The sequence below is a fragment of the Mycobacterium sp. genome (assembly GCF_965229105.1).
GTDB lineage: Bacteria > Actinomycetota > Actinomycetes > Mycobacteriales > Mycobacteriaceae > Mycobacterium.
Genome location: NZ_OZ245858.1, coordinates 1,459,524 through 1,474,493, shown reverse-complemented (window position 1 = coordinate 1,474,493; position 14,970 = coordinate 1,459,524). Strand labels below are relative to the sequence as shown.

General features: G+C 63.6%; 12 protein-coding genes. 5 read left to right on the top strand and 7 right to left on the bottom strand.

Going from position 1 to position 14,970, the window contains the following annotated elements:
• Nucleotides 1-1,029: 1,029 nt before the first annotated feature.
• Complete coding sequence (locus ADBZ9O_RS07095; protein ID WP_526529715.1) at nt 1,030-2,343, top strand: cytidine/deoxycytidylate deaminase family protein; 1,314 nt, start codon at nt 1,030-1,032, stop codon at nt 2,341-2,343.
• 55 nt (nt 2,344-2,398) lie between these two features.
• On the opposite strand, the gene ADBZ9O_RS07090 is transcribed toward ADBZ9O_RS07095, so the two are convergent.
• From ADBZ9O_RS07090 to purB, 3 genes are read right to left on the bottom strand one after another with little or no spacing between them, the layout of a single operon-like run.
• On the bottom strand, nt 2,399-3,337 hold the full coding sequence (locus ADBZ9O_RS07090) for a tellurite resistance/C4-dicarboxylate transporter family protein (protein ID WP_526529713.1): 939 nt from the start codon (nt 3,335-3,337) through the stop codon (nt 2,399-2,401).
• 1 nt (nt 3,338) lies between these two features.
• Nucleotides 3,339-4,568, bottom strand: coding sequence for a cytochrome P450 (locus ADBZ9O_RS07085; protein WP_526529711.1), 1,230 nt, complete (start codon nt 4,566-4,568; stop codon nt 3,339-3,341).
• Between the two features lie 4 nt (nt 4,569-4,572).
• The gene (gene purB / locus ADBZ9O_RS07080) at nt 4,573-5,946 is read right to left on the bottom strand and encodes an adenylosuccinate lyase (RefSeq protein WP_526532921.1); all 1,374 of its coding nucleotides are present in this window, start codon (nt 5,944-5,946) and stop codon (nt 4,573-4,575) included.
• 114 nt (nt 5,947-6,060) lie between these two features.
• On the opposite strand from purB, the gene relZ reads away from it, so the two are divergent.
• Both relZ and ADBZ9O_RS07070 read left to right on the top strand, forming a co-directional pair.
• Nucleotides 6,061-7,779: a bifunctional ribonuclease/(p)ppGpp synthase gene (gene relZ / locus ADBZ9O_RS07075; RefSeq protein ID WP_526529709.1), complete on the top strand. Its 1,719-nt coding sequence runs from the start codon at nt 6,061-6,063 to the stop codon at nt 7,777-7,779.
• 113 nt (nt 7,780-7,892) lie between these two features.
• Nucleotides 7,893-8,138: a hypothetical protein gene (locus ADBZ9O_RS07070; RefSeq protein WP_526529707.1), complete on the top strand. Its 246-nt coding sequence runs from the start codon at nt 7,893-7,895 to the stop codon at nt 8,136-8,138.
• 9 nt (nt 8,139-8,147) lie between these two features.
• On the opposite strand, the gene ADBZ9O_RS07065 is transcribed toward ADBZ9O_RS07070, so the two are convergent.
• From ADBZ9O_RS07065 to ADBZ9O_RS07055, 3 genes are all read right to left on the bottom strand, one after another.
• Nucleotides 8,148-9,578, bottom strand: a complete 1,431-nt coding sequence (locus ADBZ9O_RS07065) for an amino acid permease (protein WP_526529705.1) — start codon at nt 9,576-9,578, stop codon at nt 8,148-8,150.
• A gap of 61 nt (nt 9,579-9,639) precedes the next feature.
• On the bottom strand, nt 9,640-10,620 hold the full coding sequence (locus tag ADBZ9O_RS07060; RefSeq protein ID WP_526529703.1) for an SDR family NAD(P)-dependent oxidoreductase: 981 nt from the start codon (nt 10,618-10,620) through the stop codon (nt 9,640-9,642).
• Nucleotides 10,621-10,649: 29 nt separating this feature from the next.
• Nucleotides 10,650-11,279, bottom strand: a complete 630-nt coding sequence (locus ADBZ9O_RS07055; protein WP_526529701.1) for a TetR/AcrR family transcriptional regulator — start codon at nt 11,277-11,279, stop codon at nt 10,650-10,652.
• A gap of 65 nt (nt 11,280-11,344) precedes the next feature.
• Here ADBZ9O_RS07055 and ADBZ9O_RS07050 point away from each other — a divergent pair, with 65 nt between their 5' ends.
• Together ADBZ9O_RS07050 and ADBZ9O_RS07045 are read left to right on the top strand one after the other, a co-directional pair.
• Nucleotides 11,345-12,277 carry an alpha/beta hydrolase gene (locus ADBZ9O_RS07050; protein ID WP_526532919.1) on the top strand — a complete coding sequence of 311 codons (933 nt, stop codon included), beginning with the start codon at nt 11,345-11,347 and terminating at the stop codon, nt 12,275-12,277.
• Between the two features lie 75 nt (nt 12,278-12,352).
• Complete coding sequence (locus tag ADBZ9O_RS07045; RefSeq protein ID WP_526529699.1) at nt 12,353-13,648, top strand: amidohydrolase family protein; 1,296 nt, start codon at nt 12,353-12,355, stop codon at nt 13,646-13,648.
• 35 nt (nt 13,649-13,683) lie between these two features.
• Here ADBZ9O_RS07045 and ADBZ9O_RS07040 read toward each other — a convergent pair whose 3' ends face one another.
• Nucleotides 13,684-14,919 carry a cytochrome P450 gene (locus ADBZ9O_RS07040; RefSeq protein ID WP_526529697.1) on the bottom strand — a complete coding sequence of 412 codons (1,236 nt, stop codon included), beginning with the start codon at nt 14,917-14,919 and terminating at the stop codon, nt 13,684-13,686.
• Nucleotides 14,920-14,970 lie beyond the last annotated feature (51 nt).

Genomic DNA, 14,970 nt, shown 5'->3' with positions numbered 1-14,970 from the left:
CTAACCACGCGGGAATGCGAAATCAGCTGTCCCCCATGCGCAGACGCTTTTCCGCCGGCCTTGACCCCAGGCGATGTGTCGTTGGACTTCGATGCCTGTGACGTACTGCGATTCGAATCTGCACTAGAAGACGTTGCACCGTCATCCGCGTAGGCAGTGCCCGGTGCTGCCGCTACTGCAAAGCCCACTCCGACGGCCACCGCGCCCAGCTGCAACCAATGAACGACGGGTAACGGACCGCCATTTCGCCGCTGGTCGTTGCGATGACGTGCACGCACAGAACGAGCCACAGGTCTTCCTTACGTCTGAGACAGCCCCCTCATAGACTGCGCTGGAGCCGAACATACAAGACCAATTGACCGGGGCGCATGAAGACGTCCGAAAAATTTACCCGCTCGTAAATGCGCATTTCACTGGCCCACTGACGGCACCCTCGGGCATCGAAGATCGCCCCGCACCAGGACGTTCGATCACAGCCAAATCAGGCGACTTTCCTGCATCCGATAACCGATTCCCCGAAATTGCCTTCTCGGTGCCTTCTGAACTGGCCCGATTTGCCCAGCGCAATCATGAATCTAAGTGAACACTCAAGAACTGGAATACATCTCAGCAAATTTCCTAGCAATTCGTGACCTATTGCCGATCCGGCACAAACCGGAAGCGTTGGGACTTGGCGCCCCTGCAGATCCGAGGGTGACGTGATATCTCAGGACGAATCCTACTGGCGCACAGCAGAAGAAAGTTCTTCGATCGACGAGCCAGATCGGTGACGAACGCTGTATTCTTCCGGCGCGTGACGGATTGACGGAACTGACAACGCTGACGATCACACTCCCAGCCCGGCATGACCTGCCCCGCCGAGTTGCGGAACCGACGACATCAGACGGGATGAAACACCTGGTGTCAGGTCAATGATCTTGGGGCGACGACTGAGAACGGACACCGCCCATGCGAATTGAATCACCCCACATGCACCCCAACGGCTCCGGCTCCGCCCTAGCGTCACTGAACCGCCGGAATTTCCTGTCCTTGACGGCATTCGGGGCCATCACGGCATTCGTAGCGCCGGCGATCGCGCACGCGGATCCGGCGGGCACTACACTTCGCCTGGGCACCCCGCCCGTCACCTATCTCATCCCCGCGACCGACCCGCCATTTCCAACGCAGGTCGGCGATGCCGAGCAAGCAGCCGGTGTGGTACTCGACATGGTGCGGGCCGCACTAAAGCAACGCACGTTCGCCGTCGGCGGGCTGCTGGTCGAAACCACCACCGGGCGGGTCATCCAAGCGTTGCACAACAACGTGATACGGCAATTGCCTCACGAAACGGACTCCTCGTTTACCTGGGATCCGACGGCGCACGGCGAACGTCAGTTGGTCAGTTGGTATTACGCGAACGCTGGACGCCTGTCCTTGCCGCCCCCCGAACAGCTCTCGGTGGTCACCTCCTTGGATCCGTGTGCGCAATGCGCCGGTTCCCTGATGACCGCCGGCTTCAATGTCGGGGTGATCGCCTTTGACGACGTCGCTGGCGTCAACTACACCCTCGATGCCGAGTTCACCGGTCTGCCTGAACGTTTCCGGCCCCTGGCCAAGCAGACGTTCGGCTACTACGCCATCACCGACGAACGGGCGCACACCGGGTCCGTGGCCCCGATCTATTCGGATCTTCCTGTCTCCCAGGCGACGGCTGCCGGGTGTCTGGATGTATTCATCGAGAGTCGCGGTGTGGTGGAAAACGTTCGCAAGTCGACCAATCTGGACCCGTCGAAGATGATCGATCCTGCCACGCTGCCGAACTCGTCCCCGGTTCGCCAGACACTGACGACCCTATTTCCCCAGGCATTCACCATGCGGTTGGCGGACTATCGACGTCCTGACGATGCACTACGTCGACTTCTCGAGGACCTGGTGTCAGCGCAGCCGTTGGCTGTGAATGCCGTCGCGCTGATCGATCCATTCGGGAACCTCGTCGCTGCTGCACCGGACACCTTCGACGTGAGCCCCATCAACACGGGTTTCATGAACGTCGTCGAGGGATACTCGCAGGCTCGATTCGAGTTGGCGGCCAACCCGGCAACCAAGGATGCCGGAGCCCGATCGCTGACCAACCCGAAGTACGGCACCTTCGTATGGCTTCACGCGCCAAGTCCCGACCAGACCACCACCATCAAGGATCTCGGAATCTACGATCTGACCATCGAGGGAGACATTCCCGTCACATCCCCGAGCCAGTTCCAGTACTACCTGCCGCCAACCACCGGCACGGAAGCCGAACTGCGAGAGATGATCCAGATCATGGCGCCGTGGACCGACCCGGCCGACCCGCAACCAGTGGGCTGAGCGTCGGCCACGCGGTGGACGCGACGAAGTCCGGCTGACCAGGTTCGGCAGGACCTCATCGGGAACCCGGAGCGGGCCGAAATCGCAAGAGACGCAACAGACCGGCGCAGGCGACGATGACCCACGCAGCGAACGCCACCCAGAAGAACACCAGGGACACCGTGGCCAGGGCGGCGACCGACGTCTCGCGCGACATCGCAAACGTCGCCGCCGAGTACATGCCCAGCGGGAACACCATCGCCCACCACACACCGCGGAACTGCAGCGCGCCTGGACCGGAGTTGATCCGTCGAATTCCGAAGTACACCAGTACCGGTATCCACAACGTCGCCAACGCCCACGTGATCAGGGTGATGGTCTCGATCACGTCGGAGGCCCACACGCGGTGGATGTGGTCGCCGGCCAGCGTCGCGATGGCCAGCCCGCCCATCAGGATCCAGCCGTCGGGCTCGAAGCCGCCGGGGTTCAGCCGCTCGTGCAGGGCCCGCAGGAGGATCAGACCCGTCATCACTCCGTACACGACGATGGCCAGCACCCAGAATAGCAGCGCCACAAAGAGAATGCGGAGGTCAGCGGCCACGATAGCGACACCCGAGGTGGCCACGCTGGCCAGCTCCCAGGCGCCGTGGGCGCGGTCGCGCAGCCCCATCCATCGGAGCTTCCACATCCGCGTGGCCACCGCGGGGGCCAGTGACAACCAGCCCTGTAGCGCCATGCCCGTGAAGATCCACAGGGCGACGTGGTTCTCCGCGAACCGGGCGCCGAGCACGGCGCATGCCGCCACATAGCTGAACAGTCGCACCAAGACGTCGGGATCGGAGATGGTGAAGAGGTTTCCGACCGATCGAGCCGAGAGCACCATCAGCACGGGCAGTGCGATGAGGGCCGCAATGGCGAGCAGCAGGCTGATCCACCGGTACCCGTGATCGGCGGCCGCGATCGACACGACGCCCGTGGCCATCACCGCCGCGAAAACGTCCGGCGGTGGTTTCACGTCAAGCAAGTTCGACCATCAGGTGACGAATCCCGGTGTGCCGGTTACTCCTGGTCCATTCGATGGGGTCGACCACCCGTACCGAATCGAAGCGCGGTAGCAGCTCTTCGAACAGCACTCGCAGCTCCAGCCGGGCCAGGTTCGCGCCCAGGCAGTAGTGCACACCCTGCCCGAAACCCAGATGCGGGTTGGGCTTTCGGCCGATATCGAAGGTGTCCGCATCGGCGAAGACGGCAGCGTCGCGGTTTGCCGAGCCCTCCCAGATCTGCACCTTGTCGCCGGCGGCTATCTCACACTCACCGAGTGAAACAGAACGGGTGGCGGTCCGACGCTTCGACGGTGACGGTGACGTCCACCGCACCATCTCCTCGATCGCCGACGGTAGCAATCCGGTGTTTGCGCGCAAAGCGGCCCACTGCGAAGGGTTTTCGGCCAAGGCGAGCAGGCCACCGGCCACGGCATTGCGCGTAGTTTCGGCACCCGCGCTGAACAGCAGGCTGAAGAACAGATAGAGCTCCAGATCCGACATCAGCGCACCCGTACCCGCGTCGGCCAGCGCATTGGCGACGATGGACAACATATCGTCGGTCGGTGCGGCACGTTTGGCCGCGATCAGCTCTTGGCCGTAGGTGTACATTCGCGATCCGGCTTCCTCCACCGAGATCCTCGACACTGTCGCGCTGCGTGAACCGCCGAAATCGAACTGCGGCTCGATGGCCTCGAACAGCCAATGCCGTTCGGATTCAGGCACTCCCAATAGTATGCAGATCATCTGCATGGGAAGTTCCGCGGCCACCTCGACCACGAAATCGAAGGTACCGCCCGCCGGAATCCCGCCGACCAGTCGACGAGCCCGGGCTCGCAGGTCATCGGTGATACGGCCGATCATCCTCGGCGTCAGCCCCGAACTGACCAGTCGCCGGATCTGCGCGTGCCGTGGGTCATCCATCATGTTGAGCACCTGGCCTGCGATCGACAGGTCCTGCAGTAGCGTTCCGCCGAACGGCCGCGTCCCGCCGGTGACCGATGAGTAGGTCACCGGATCACGGAGTACCGCAAGACTTTCCGCGTATGTCGCAACCGACCAGAATCCCTCACCGTCCGGGGTGTGTTCGGTGGGCTCATGCCAGTAGACCGGGGCCTCCGCACGGTGTCGGGCAAATAGCGAGTGCGGAAACCCCGCTGCGAAGTTATCCAGGTCAGTCAGGTCTGTCCCCACCAGAGACCCCATGGCGCTAGAGGATCGCGCCGGGGGTGTACTTGGCGGCGTCAGGATACGTACTCACCAGCTGCTCGACGGCGGTGACCACCTGGTCGACCTGATCGCCCGCGGCGCCGGTGAAGGCTTCCTTATCGGCCAGTGCGGCATCGAGTGCCGCCCGATCCAGCGGCAGCCGCGGGTCGGCCGCCAATCGGTCCAAAAGATCTGGCTCCAAACCCTTTTCGCGCATCGCCAACGCGACGGCAACGGCATGTTCCTTGATCACCTCATGGGCGGTCTCGCGGCCGACCCCGGCGCGCACCGCCGCGATAAGGATCCGGGTGGTGGCCAGGAACGGCAGGTAGCGATCCAGCTCGCGTTGGATCACCGCGGGGTAGGCACCGAACTCGTCGAGCACCGTCAGGAAGGTCTCGGTCTGCCCATCGACGGCGAAGAAGGCGTCAGGCAGCGCCACCCGGCGGACCACCGAGCAGAACACGTCGCCCTCATTCCATTGCGCCCCAGCGAGTTCCGCCGCCATCGAGGCGTATCCGCGCAACACCACCTGAAGGCCGTTGACCCGTTCACATGATCGGGTGTTCATCTTGTGCGGCATCGCCGACGAGCCGACCTGCCCAGGGGCAAAGCCCTCGGTGACTAGTTCATGTCCGGCCATCAGCCGCACGGTGTGTGCGAACGAGGACGGGCCGGCACCCACTTGCACCAGTGCCGAGAGGACGTCGTGATCCAGCGAGCGCGGGTACACCTGCCCGACGCTGTCCAACACAGCCGCAAAACCCAGGAACCCAGCGACCCGTGATTCCAGCGCGGCCAATCGCGCGGCATCACCGTCGAACAGGTCCAGCATGTCCTGTGCGGTACCCATCGGTCCTTTGATCCCGCGCAGCGGGTAACGGTCGATCAGTTCACGCAGCCGCACCAGAGCAACAAGCGTCTCCTGGGCCGCGGATGCAAAGCGCTTGCCCAACGTGGTGGCCTGCGCGGCGACGTTGTGCGACCGTCCGGCCATCACCAGATCCCGGTAGGTCACCGCGCGGTCGGCCAACCTGGCGGCCACCGCAATCCCGTGCGCGAACACCAGTTCCAGTGAGCGACGGATCTGTAACTGTTCGACGTTCTCGGTGAGGTCGCGGCTGGTCATACCCTTGTGCACCTGCTCATGGCCGGCGAGTGCGTTGAATTCCTCGATCCGCGCCTTCACGTCGTGGCGGGTGATCCGTTCCCTGGCGGCAATCGACGCCAGGTCCACATCGCCGATGACCCGCTCGTAGTCGGCGACAGCTCCGGGCGGCACCGCGACCCCGAGCTCGGCCTGCGCGGACAGCACAGCCAGCCACAACCGGCGTTCAGCGACGATTTTCGCCTCAGGTGACCAGATCGCCACCATCTCGGCGCTGGCGTAGCGGGAGGCCAGTACGTTGGGAATGCTGTCGGAGTGAATGCTCACGAATGCCCAGCTTACTGGGGCTCATCTGGTACCGGATAAGGCAGAGTGTGCAGCGTGTTCTTCGTCGGCATCGACCTCGCCTGGGGCGAGCGCAAGCCCACAGGTATCGCAGTCGTCGATGATGAGGGCCGGCTGGTGCATGTCGGCGCAGCCCAGGACGACGCCAGCATCCGGACCGCGGTGGCACCGTATGTCCAGGACGACTGCCTGGTGGCGTTCGACGCCCCACTGGTGGTCACGAATGCGACGGGCCAGCGGCCCAGCGAAGCCGCACTGAATCGAGACTTCGCGAAGTTCGAGGCGGGGGCGCACCCGACGAACACCGGTAAACCGGAATTCGCAGGCACACCACGAGCGGCACGGCTGGCGGCGGCCCTTGACCTCGATATCGACACCCATTCGGAGTCGAACAAAAGAGCCATCGAGGTCTACCCCCACCCGGCGACGATCGCGTTGTTCCGGCTGGGCCGCACCCTGAAGTACAAGCAGAAACCGGGCCGGAACCTGGCGCAGCTGCGGTCCGAGCTGCTCCGGCTGATGGATCTGATCGAGAGCCTGGCGCAGGCGTCCCCGGCACTGCGCGTCGGCGATAACGAGACCTGGCGCGAGATGCGCCAGCAGGTGCAGCAGGCCACCCGCAAGAGCGAGCTGCGCCGGGTCGAGGATCCGGTCGACGCGGTCGTCTGCGCCTACGTCGCACTGTTCGCGACGCATCGACCTGCCGACATCACGATCTACGGTGACGCGGAGACCGGCACCACGATCACCCCGACACTTCCGCCAGACCTGTTCCCGGCACCGCCGGAACCGACCCCCGGTGCGGTTCGGGACGCCGTCACAGCGTTTGCCGAACGCAGACCCGCACTGGTCGGTGCCACGGACAGGTATCTGGAGCTGGTCACCACCCTGCTCGATGACGCCGGTATCAACTATCTCAGCATCACCGCGCGCACCAAGAGCGTCGCGTCCTTCGCCGAGAAGGCCGACCGCAGCTCGGACGGTCAACGGCTGTACACCGATCCGCTGGCCGAGATCACTGACCAGATCGGCCTGCGGATCATCACGTATCTGCGCGATGACGTCACGACGGTGGCCAACCTGCTCGGCGAAGAAATGCAACTGCTCGACGATCGCGATATGGGTCAGGAGACCGCCAGGGAGGGTCGCTGGGGGTACGCCAGCCGACATCTGCTGGTGGCGGGCGAAACCGAACAGCATCCGGCCTCGATTCAGGTTCGGACCGTCCTGCAGCATGCGTGGGCCGAATTCGAACACGACATCCGCTACAAGGGCTCGATCCCCGAAGAGGACGCCCCTGACCTGGATCGGCGATTCACGTTGGCAGCGGGACTGTTGGAGCTCGCGGACCGCGAGTTCAGCGCCATTCGCGAACGGCTGAAATCCTCGCCGCCCGCCGAGCGGACCGACGAAAGCACCGATCCGAGGATCGCCACGCCCGTGCTGGCCACCTATCTGGGCAACCGCTTCCCCGACGCGGGCTGGTCCCGCACCGAGCATTACGCCTGGATATCGGGACTGCTACTGGAGCTCGGCATCGACTCACTCGACGAGCTCGAGGCGATGCTCAACAGCTTCGACTCGGGCGGTGTCAACGCGCGGATGGGCTACCGGTATCCGGCGGGTGCGGTGCGCAGGCTCGATGACGCGTTGCTGGCGCAGTTCGGTGAGCAGTACGTCGCACTGACGGGCAATGCGCATCGGGCGGCCCAACTGCAGACCCGGCTGGAGAAGTTACGTCCGGACGTGCAATAGCTTCCTGAACGTTTGTTACAAAACTGCCATTCTTTGACTGAGGGGAATAGCTAGCGAGCCTAAGGGCTTGTAACCCATTGCATAGATTCGCCATGGATTGGGAGTTATTGAGCATGAAGCGCACAGAAACGAAGCTCGCGGCAATGATCGGCGGCAGTGCCGTCGTCGCCTTGGGCGTACTTGGCGGCACCATCATGGCGTCGCAGGCCAGCCCGGCATCGGTCACCAGTTCGGAGATGTCGACCGGCGTCACCGTCACCCAGAAGCCTGCCGCGACGGCAGCCGAACTTCCCGTAGCCACCCCGGCCATCAAGGGCCCCGCGGCCCTGCCGCCCGAGGAGCAGGGACTCCCCGGCTGAACAGTCGAATTACCGCGGCCCGGAATCCAGTTTCTCGACGTCAGTGATTCCAGGGCCGCGAATTCCCAAGGCGCGGTTGATCGCCAGCGTCACCCCGAACAGCACCACGCCCAGGATGACCAGGGCAATGGCCAGGACATACTGCTGCAGGGGTCTACCGGATAGCGGCAACACCAAATACAGCGACGTGACGAAGCCGACGACGGGCAGCCAGGTCGGCGTCTTGAAATGCGCGCCATCTGCCTGAACGTCCTTGCGTAGCACCAGAACCGCGACATTGACGACCGCGAACACCGCAAGCAGCAACAGTGACGTGGTGCCGCCCAGGGTGGAGATCGCCTTATCGTTAGCGAACGCCGTGACGTACAGGATGAGCCCGAAAGCGATTGCGGTAGTGAACAATATCGCGACCCAGGGCGTGCGTCGGGTGGCGTGCACGGTGCCCAGCACCGGTGGCAGTACGTGTTGTTTGGCCATGCCGTAGATCAGTCGACTGGCCATCAGCATGTTGATCAGCGCCGTGTTGGCGACGGCGAACATGGAGATGAAAGGCAGGATCTGCTCGATCGGTAGACCGGGCGCCCCGGCCTTGACCACCTCCACCAACGGTGTCTCGCTGGCTTCCAGCGTGCCGATGGGAACCAGCGCGACCGCCACCACGGCGACGATGATGTAGACGACGCCTGCGATGCCGAGACCGGTCAGCAGCATCTTCGGGAAGATCTTCACCGGGTCTTTGGTCTCCTCGGCCATATTCACCGAATCCTCGAAACCCACCATCGCGAAGAAGGCCAGCGACGTCGCCGTGGTCACCGCAAGGAACGCGTTCTTATCGTCGGCGGTGTCGAAGGCGACGACGCGGGAGAAGTCAACGTCGCCGCCTTGGGTGAACGCCCAGAACCCGACGAAGATCACCATCATCAACCCGGTGATCTCAACGATGGTCAGTACGACGTTCAGCTTCACGCTCTCACCGACACCGCGCAGGTTGACCGCGGCGACGATCACCATGAATACCACCGCTACAGCGATGATTCCTGCTGTCCCCCAGTCGATTCCGAATCCCTTGAAGAAGTTGGACGCAAAGAATCGCGATGCGGTCGAGGCTGAGGTAATACCGGAGCACATCACGATGAACGCCACGAGGAAGGTGGCGAAGTGAATCCCGAATGCCTTATGGGTGTACAGCGCGGCTCCCGCGGCCTGTGGATATTTGGTGACCAACTCCAGGTAGCTGAACGCGGTGACCATCGCGATCAAGAAGGCCACCAGGAAGGGCAACCACGCCGCCCCGCCCACCTCGGCGGCGACATCGCCGGTGAGCGCGTACACCCCGGTGCCCAAAATATCGCCGACGATGAACAGCAACAGCAGCCCAGGGCCCATCACCCGCTTGAGCTCGGGTTGAGAATCCGGTTCGACAGTTTCCTGCGTGGACATCGGGCCTCCTGAGAATTCGCTGTGGACTTCCCAGGTTCGGTGTGGCCTAAACCCGCCCCGGTCAGTCCGCGAAATCGGGCCAGAAGTCGGCCGTAGCGGTCAGTGCAGAAACCTGGTGCAGAAAGCGCGTCACCTTGGCCGGGTCTTCGTCGCGCTGCCAGCCGATGGTGGTGGGCCGCTGCGCGCGGTCATGCCAGAAGTGGCTCGGTGTCGATCTCGGCCTGGTCGCCACCAGCCAGACGGCGGTATCGGCTCCGTCGGCCGCATCCCGCAGGACAGGGCGGGTGATCATCCGGAACAGCGGCAGGCTCTCGGCGACGCCGGGCGTCTCCGCCCACCCGGGGTGCATGCTCTCGACCCGAATATCCGAACCTGCCAGCCGGCGGGCCCACGCGTTGGCGAGCACCACCTGCATGCGTTTGGTGCGGGCATAGGCCTTGATACCGCTGTAGCCGGAGCGGTATTCCAGGTCATCATCGACCAGCGGCGAGGTGTACATGCCACCGGAAGACATCCACACCACCGACGCGCCACCTGCGGCCTGCAGCAGCGGCAGCAGCTCCTCGGTCATCAGATGCGGGCCGAGCACATGCGTGGCCAGTTGTACCTCGTGGCCCTGAGCCGTTTCGGCACGTTCCGGCGGCATCAGTCCGGCGTTGTGCACCAGTCCGTGGATGGCGGGTACCCGGCCGGCCAGGCTCTTGGTCCACGTCCGGACAGCGTCCAGGTCGGAGATATCGCAGACCTCGTCGACGATGACGGCGGCCGGGACCCGGTTACGGATCTCCGACGCGGAATGCTGCACCTTGTCTGCGTTGCGGCCCACCAGATGCACAATGGCCCCGAGTTCGGCGAAGGACTGCGCCATCGCCTGGCCGATGCCCGAGGTGGCACCGGTGACCACGACCCGCTTACCGGCCAGTGATTGCTCACCTGGATCAGCGGCCCACCACAATCTGCGCAGATACGAGCCCAATTTTGTGTAGCCGATGACCACGGAACGATCGAGAACAGCGTCGACGGCCGCGGTGGCGAAATTCATGAGCAAAAGGTAGCCCCGACGTTCTCCACTCAAACCCGGGCGGCCCGCCTGGCTCCGATGTCGTAGGGCGCGAGCACATCGATGACGTCGATCAGGGTGGCCCTGGCGGTAGCCCGCGGTGTCTCGCCGTCTCCGACGAGGGCTGAGACCACAGCCCCGTCCACCGCGCACATCAGCGCCGACAGCAGCTCGGCACGCACGCTGCGGCCCGAGCGTTCGACCGCCTCGCGGACGGCGGCGCTGCGCAGCCGCAGGATCCGGCGTTGGACGTCACGCAGGGCCGGTTGGCGTGCACAGGCGATATAGCGCTCATAGCGGGAAATCAGCTTTTCACTGGGGTCGCTGCCCGGGGAGTCGTCAACCAGAAGGTCCACCAGCACATCGGCGGTCGACTCGGCACCCCGGCGGCGCCGCGACAGGGTGGACACCCTGCTGCGTAACAGCGTCGCCTCCTGCATTCCGACATGTTCGACAGCTGCGGCGATCAGATCCTCAAGGGAAGAAAAGTAGTAGGTGGTCGACGCCAGCGGCAGCCCGGCCCGGTTGGCGACCGAGCGGTGCCGGACAGCTTCGAAACCGCCCTCACACAGCAGTTCGGCGGCAGCACTGACCAGTGCATACCGTCGACGCTCTCCTTTTGGAGTGACTGCTGCTGTCACGGATAGTCATGCTGCCAGCAGCCCAGGTCACGCGGGCACTTTCGGGCAAACCCCACCCCGATGGCATGATGGCGCGCATGCCAGACCTGAGCCGTCGGACCGTCCTGCGTCTCGGTGCCGGTGCGGTCGTCGGGGGCGCGGCCGCCGCCGGGATCACCGCATTCAGCGGTTTACTCGACTCGGCCCCCACTGGCAGTGGACCGCCGGTGACGATGACCGGAGTCGGCGCGCCGCTGGCTCCGCCCGCTCCGCCACTCCCCTTGGAACCCGCACCCGCGGCCACCGCGGCGCCGACGATGGTCACCGGGTCATTCGCCTCAGCAGCGCGCGGCGGTATCAACACCAATTGGGCGATTGCCAGGCCGCCGGGGCAGACGACGGCACTGCGGCCGGTTATCGCACTGCACGGTCTTGGCGGAAGCGCGTCCAGTGTGATGGCCGGTGGGGTCGAGCAGGGCCTGGCCCAGCTCGTCGACGCCGGCCTGCCGCCGTTCGCCGTCGTCAGCGTCGACGGGGCTGGAAGCTACTGGCACAACCGGGCATCCGGTGATGACACCGGGGCGATGGTGCTCGACGAACTCATCCCGATGCTGGCCACCCAGGGCCTTGACACGTCCAGGGTGGGATTCCTCGGATGGTCGATGGGCGGCTATGGCGCGCTGCTGCTGGGCGCGCGACTCGGACCTGCCCGCACCGCCGCGATAACCGCCGTCAGTCCCGCGCTGTGGACAGCGTCGGGCGCCACCGCACCGGGAGCCTTCGACGGTTCCGACGATTTCGCCGCGAACACCGTCTTCGGACTGCCTGCGCTGGCATCGATCCCGATTCGGATCGACTGCGGTAACAGCGATCCGTTCTATTCGGCCACCAAACAGTTCATTGCGCAGCTGCCAAATCCGCCGGCAGGCGGTTTCTCCCCCGGCGGACACGACGGCGGCTTCTGGAGCGAGCAACTGCCCGCCGAACTCAACTGGATGGCACCACTTCTCACGGCGTAACCCGTCTCACCCCGCATTACACAAGTCCGCGCTAGTGTAAGGGCATACCGTAAGCCCGTCGGGAGAGGATGCGCCGTGAACAAGGACGACATGATTTTGATCAGTGTCGATGACCACATCATTGAGCCGCCGGACATGTTCACGGGGCATCTGCCGGAGAAGTACAAGGATGAGGCGCCGCGGTTGGTGCATAACGCTGATGGGTCTGATACGTGGCAGTTCCGGGACACGGTGATCCCGAACGTGGCATTGAATGCGGTGGCCGGTCGGCCGAAAGAGGAATACGGCCTCGAACCGCAGGGTCTCGATGAGATCCGTAAGGGCTGTTACGACGCCGCGGAGCGGGTCAAGGACATGAACGCCGGTGGGGTCCTCGCCACGATGAACTTCCCGAGCTTTCCGGGGTTCGCGGCCCGGTTGTTCGCCACCGAGGATTCAGATTTTTCGCTGGCGTTGGTGCAGGCCTACAACGATTGGCATATCGACGAGTGGTGCGGTGCCCATCCGGGGCGGTTCATCCCGATGGCGATCCCGGTGATCTGGGATCCGGTGTTGTGTGCGGCGGAGGTGCGGCGGGTCTCGGCTAAGGGGGTGCATTCGTTGACGTTCACCGAGAACCCGGCAGCCCTGGGCTATCCGTCCTTTCATGATGAGTATTGGACGCCGTTGTGGGAGGCGTTGGTGGATACCGAGACGGTGATGAATGTGCATATCGGGTCTTCGGGGCGGTTGAGTATCCCGGCGCCGGATTCTCCGATGGATGTGATGATCACGTTGCAGCCGATGAATATCGTGCAAGCCGCCGCCGACCTGTTGTGGTCGGCGCCGATCAAGAAGTATCCGAGTCTCAAGATCGCGTTGTCTGAGGGTGGGACGGGGTGGATTCCGTATTTCCTGGACCGGGTGGATCGCACCTATGAGATGCATTCGACGTGGACGCATCAGGATTTCGGGGGGAAGTTGCCCTCGGAGGTGTTCCGGGAGCATTTCATGACGTGTTTCATCTCCGATCCGGTCGGGGTGAAGTTACGCCACGAGATCGGGATCGACAACATCTGTTGGGAGATGGACTATCCGCATTCGGATTCGATGTGGCCCGGTGCCCCCGAAGAGTTGGATGCGGTGTTCAAAACCTATGAGGTGCCCGATGCCGACATCAACAAGATGACGCACGAAAACGCGATGCGCCTCTACCACTTCGAGCCGTTCACCCATGTCCCGAAAGACCAGGCAGGAGTGGGGGCGCTACGCAAAGCCGCCGAAGGCCACGACGTCGAAATCCGCGCCCTGTCCCACGAACGCACCGGCGACAAAACAAGTTTCGCCGACTGGGCAGCCAAACTCGACAACGCCACCGCATCACAGAAATAACAACGAACGCCCAACCTCACCTTTGGGCGAAACAGTCAGCGCAGGGTGTAGCGGATCGGCAGGTGCTTGAGTCCACCGACGAAAGTCGTCGCGGTGTGCTCGGCCCTGCCGTTGAGTTCGACGGTATGCAGTCGCGGGATCAGCTCGCTGAAGAAGCTGTTGATCTCCATCCGCGCCAGTGCCGCGCCGAGGCAGAAGTGCACGCCGAACCCGAAAGCGATGTGCTTGTTGGGATCGCGGCCGATATCGAAGCGGAACGGATCGGCGAAGACATCCTCGTCACGGTTGGCCGAAACATAGGACAGCAGAACCGATTCCCCCGCGGCGATGGGCACACCGCGGACCACGGTGTCCTGCTGCGCGGTACGCATGAACTCCTTGACCGGTGTCACCCAACGGATCATCTCCTCAGTCGCCAGCGCCATCAGAGCAGGGTCGTCACGGAGCCGCTGCAGTTGGTCGGGATTTTCGATGAGGGCGTGCATACCGCCGGAAATCGTTGCGCTGGTGGTGTCGTGGCCCGCGGTGGCAATGATCAGGTAGTAGGACACCGTGTCGATATCGGATAGTGGTTCGCCGTCGATACGGGCGTTGGCGATCGTCGAGGCCAGGTCTTCTGTCGGTGTCGCACGCCGCAGGGCGGTCACCTCGTTGAAGTAGCTGAACATCTCGAACAGCGCCAGGCCGCGCTCCTCCATCGAGGCACCGCGCTGGAACTCCGCATCATCGTTGCCGAGCAACTCCTGGGAGTATTTGAGGATGCGCGGAAAGTCCGCCTCCGGCAGGCCGAGTAGCGACATGATCACGTACAGCGGGAAATTCACCGCCACCTCTTGGACGAAATCGCACTCACCGCCGGCATCACGCATCCCGTCGACGAACGTCCTGGCCAATTCGTCGATACGAACCTTCAACGCGCGCATGGCCTTCGGCCGAAACCAGTCAGCTGCGATCGCCCGGATGACCCGATGCTGTGGCCCATCCATATGGATCAGCGTGCTGACACCCATCATCGCCTGCTGCTCGTCGCCCTCGATGGTGGTGAGCACCGGGCGCGGCGAATTGGTGAAAACGGTGTTATCACGCTCGACCGCCATGATGTCGGCATGTTTGGTGATCCCGAAGAACGGGCGATAGCCGGGAACGTCGACCAGACACACCGGATCGGTGGCCCGCAGCTGCGTCAGCGCCGCATGCAGTCTGGGCTCATCCGCATACGCCGTCGGATCGGCCAACACCGCGGCGACACTGTCGGTAGTCAGGTTTTGCATGGTGCTAACTGTAGCAACTGCGGTAATAGATACAGTAGTGAGATCAAATAG

Coding starts and splice junctions, on each gene's coding strand:
- ADBZ9O_RS07070 (WP_526529707.1), top strand. CDS start 7,893: ATGAAGCGCACAGAAACGAAGCTCGCGGCAATGATCGGCGGCAGTGCC.
- ADBZ9O_RS07050 (WP_526532919.1), top strand. CDS start 11,345: ATGATGGCGCGCATGCCAGACCTGAGCCGTCGGACCGTCCTGCGTCTC.
- purB (WP_526532921.1), bottom strand. CDS start 5,946: ATGGTGGCGATCTGGTCACCTGAGGCGAAAATCGTCGCTGAACGCCGG.
- ADBZ9O_RS07060 (WP_526529703.1), bottom strand. CDS start 10,620: ATGAATTTCGCCACCGCGGCCGTCGACGCTGTTCTCGATCGTTCCGTG.
- ADBZ9O_RS07040 (WP_526529697.1), bottom strand. CDS start 14,919: ATGCAAAACCTGACTACCGACAGTGTCGCCGCGGTGTTGGCCGATCCG.
- ADBZ9O_RS07065 (WP_526529705.1), bottom strand. CDS start 9,578: ATGTCCACGCAGGAAACTGTCGAACCGGATTCTCAACCCGAGCTCAAG.
- ADBZ9O_RS07085 (WP_526529711.1), bottom strand. CDS start 4,568: ATGGGGTCTCTGGTGGGGACAGACCTGACTGACCTGGATAACTTCGCA.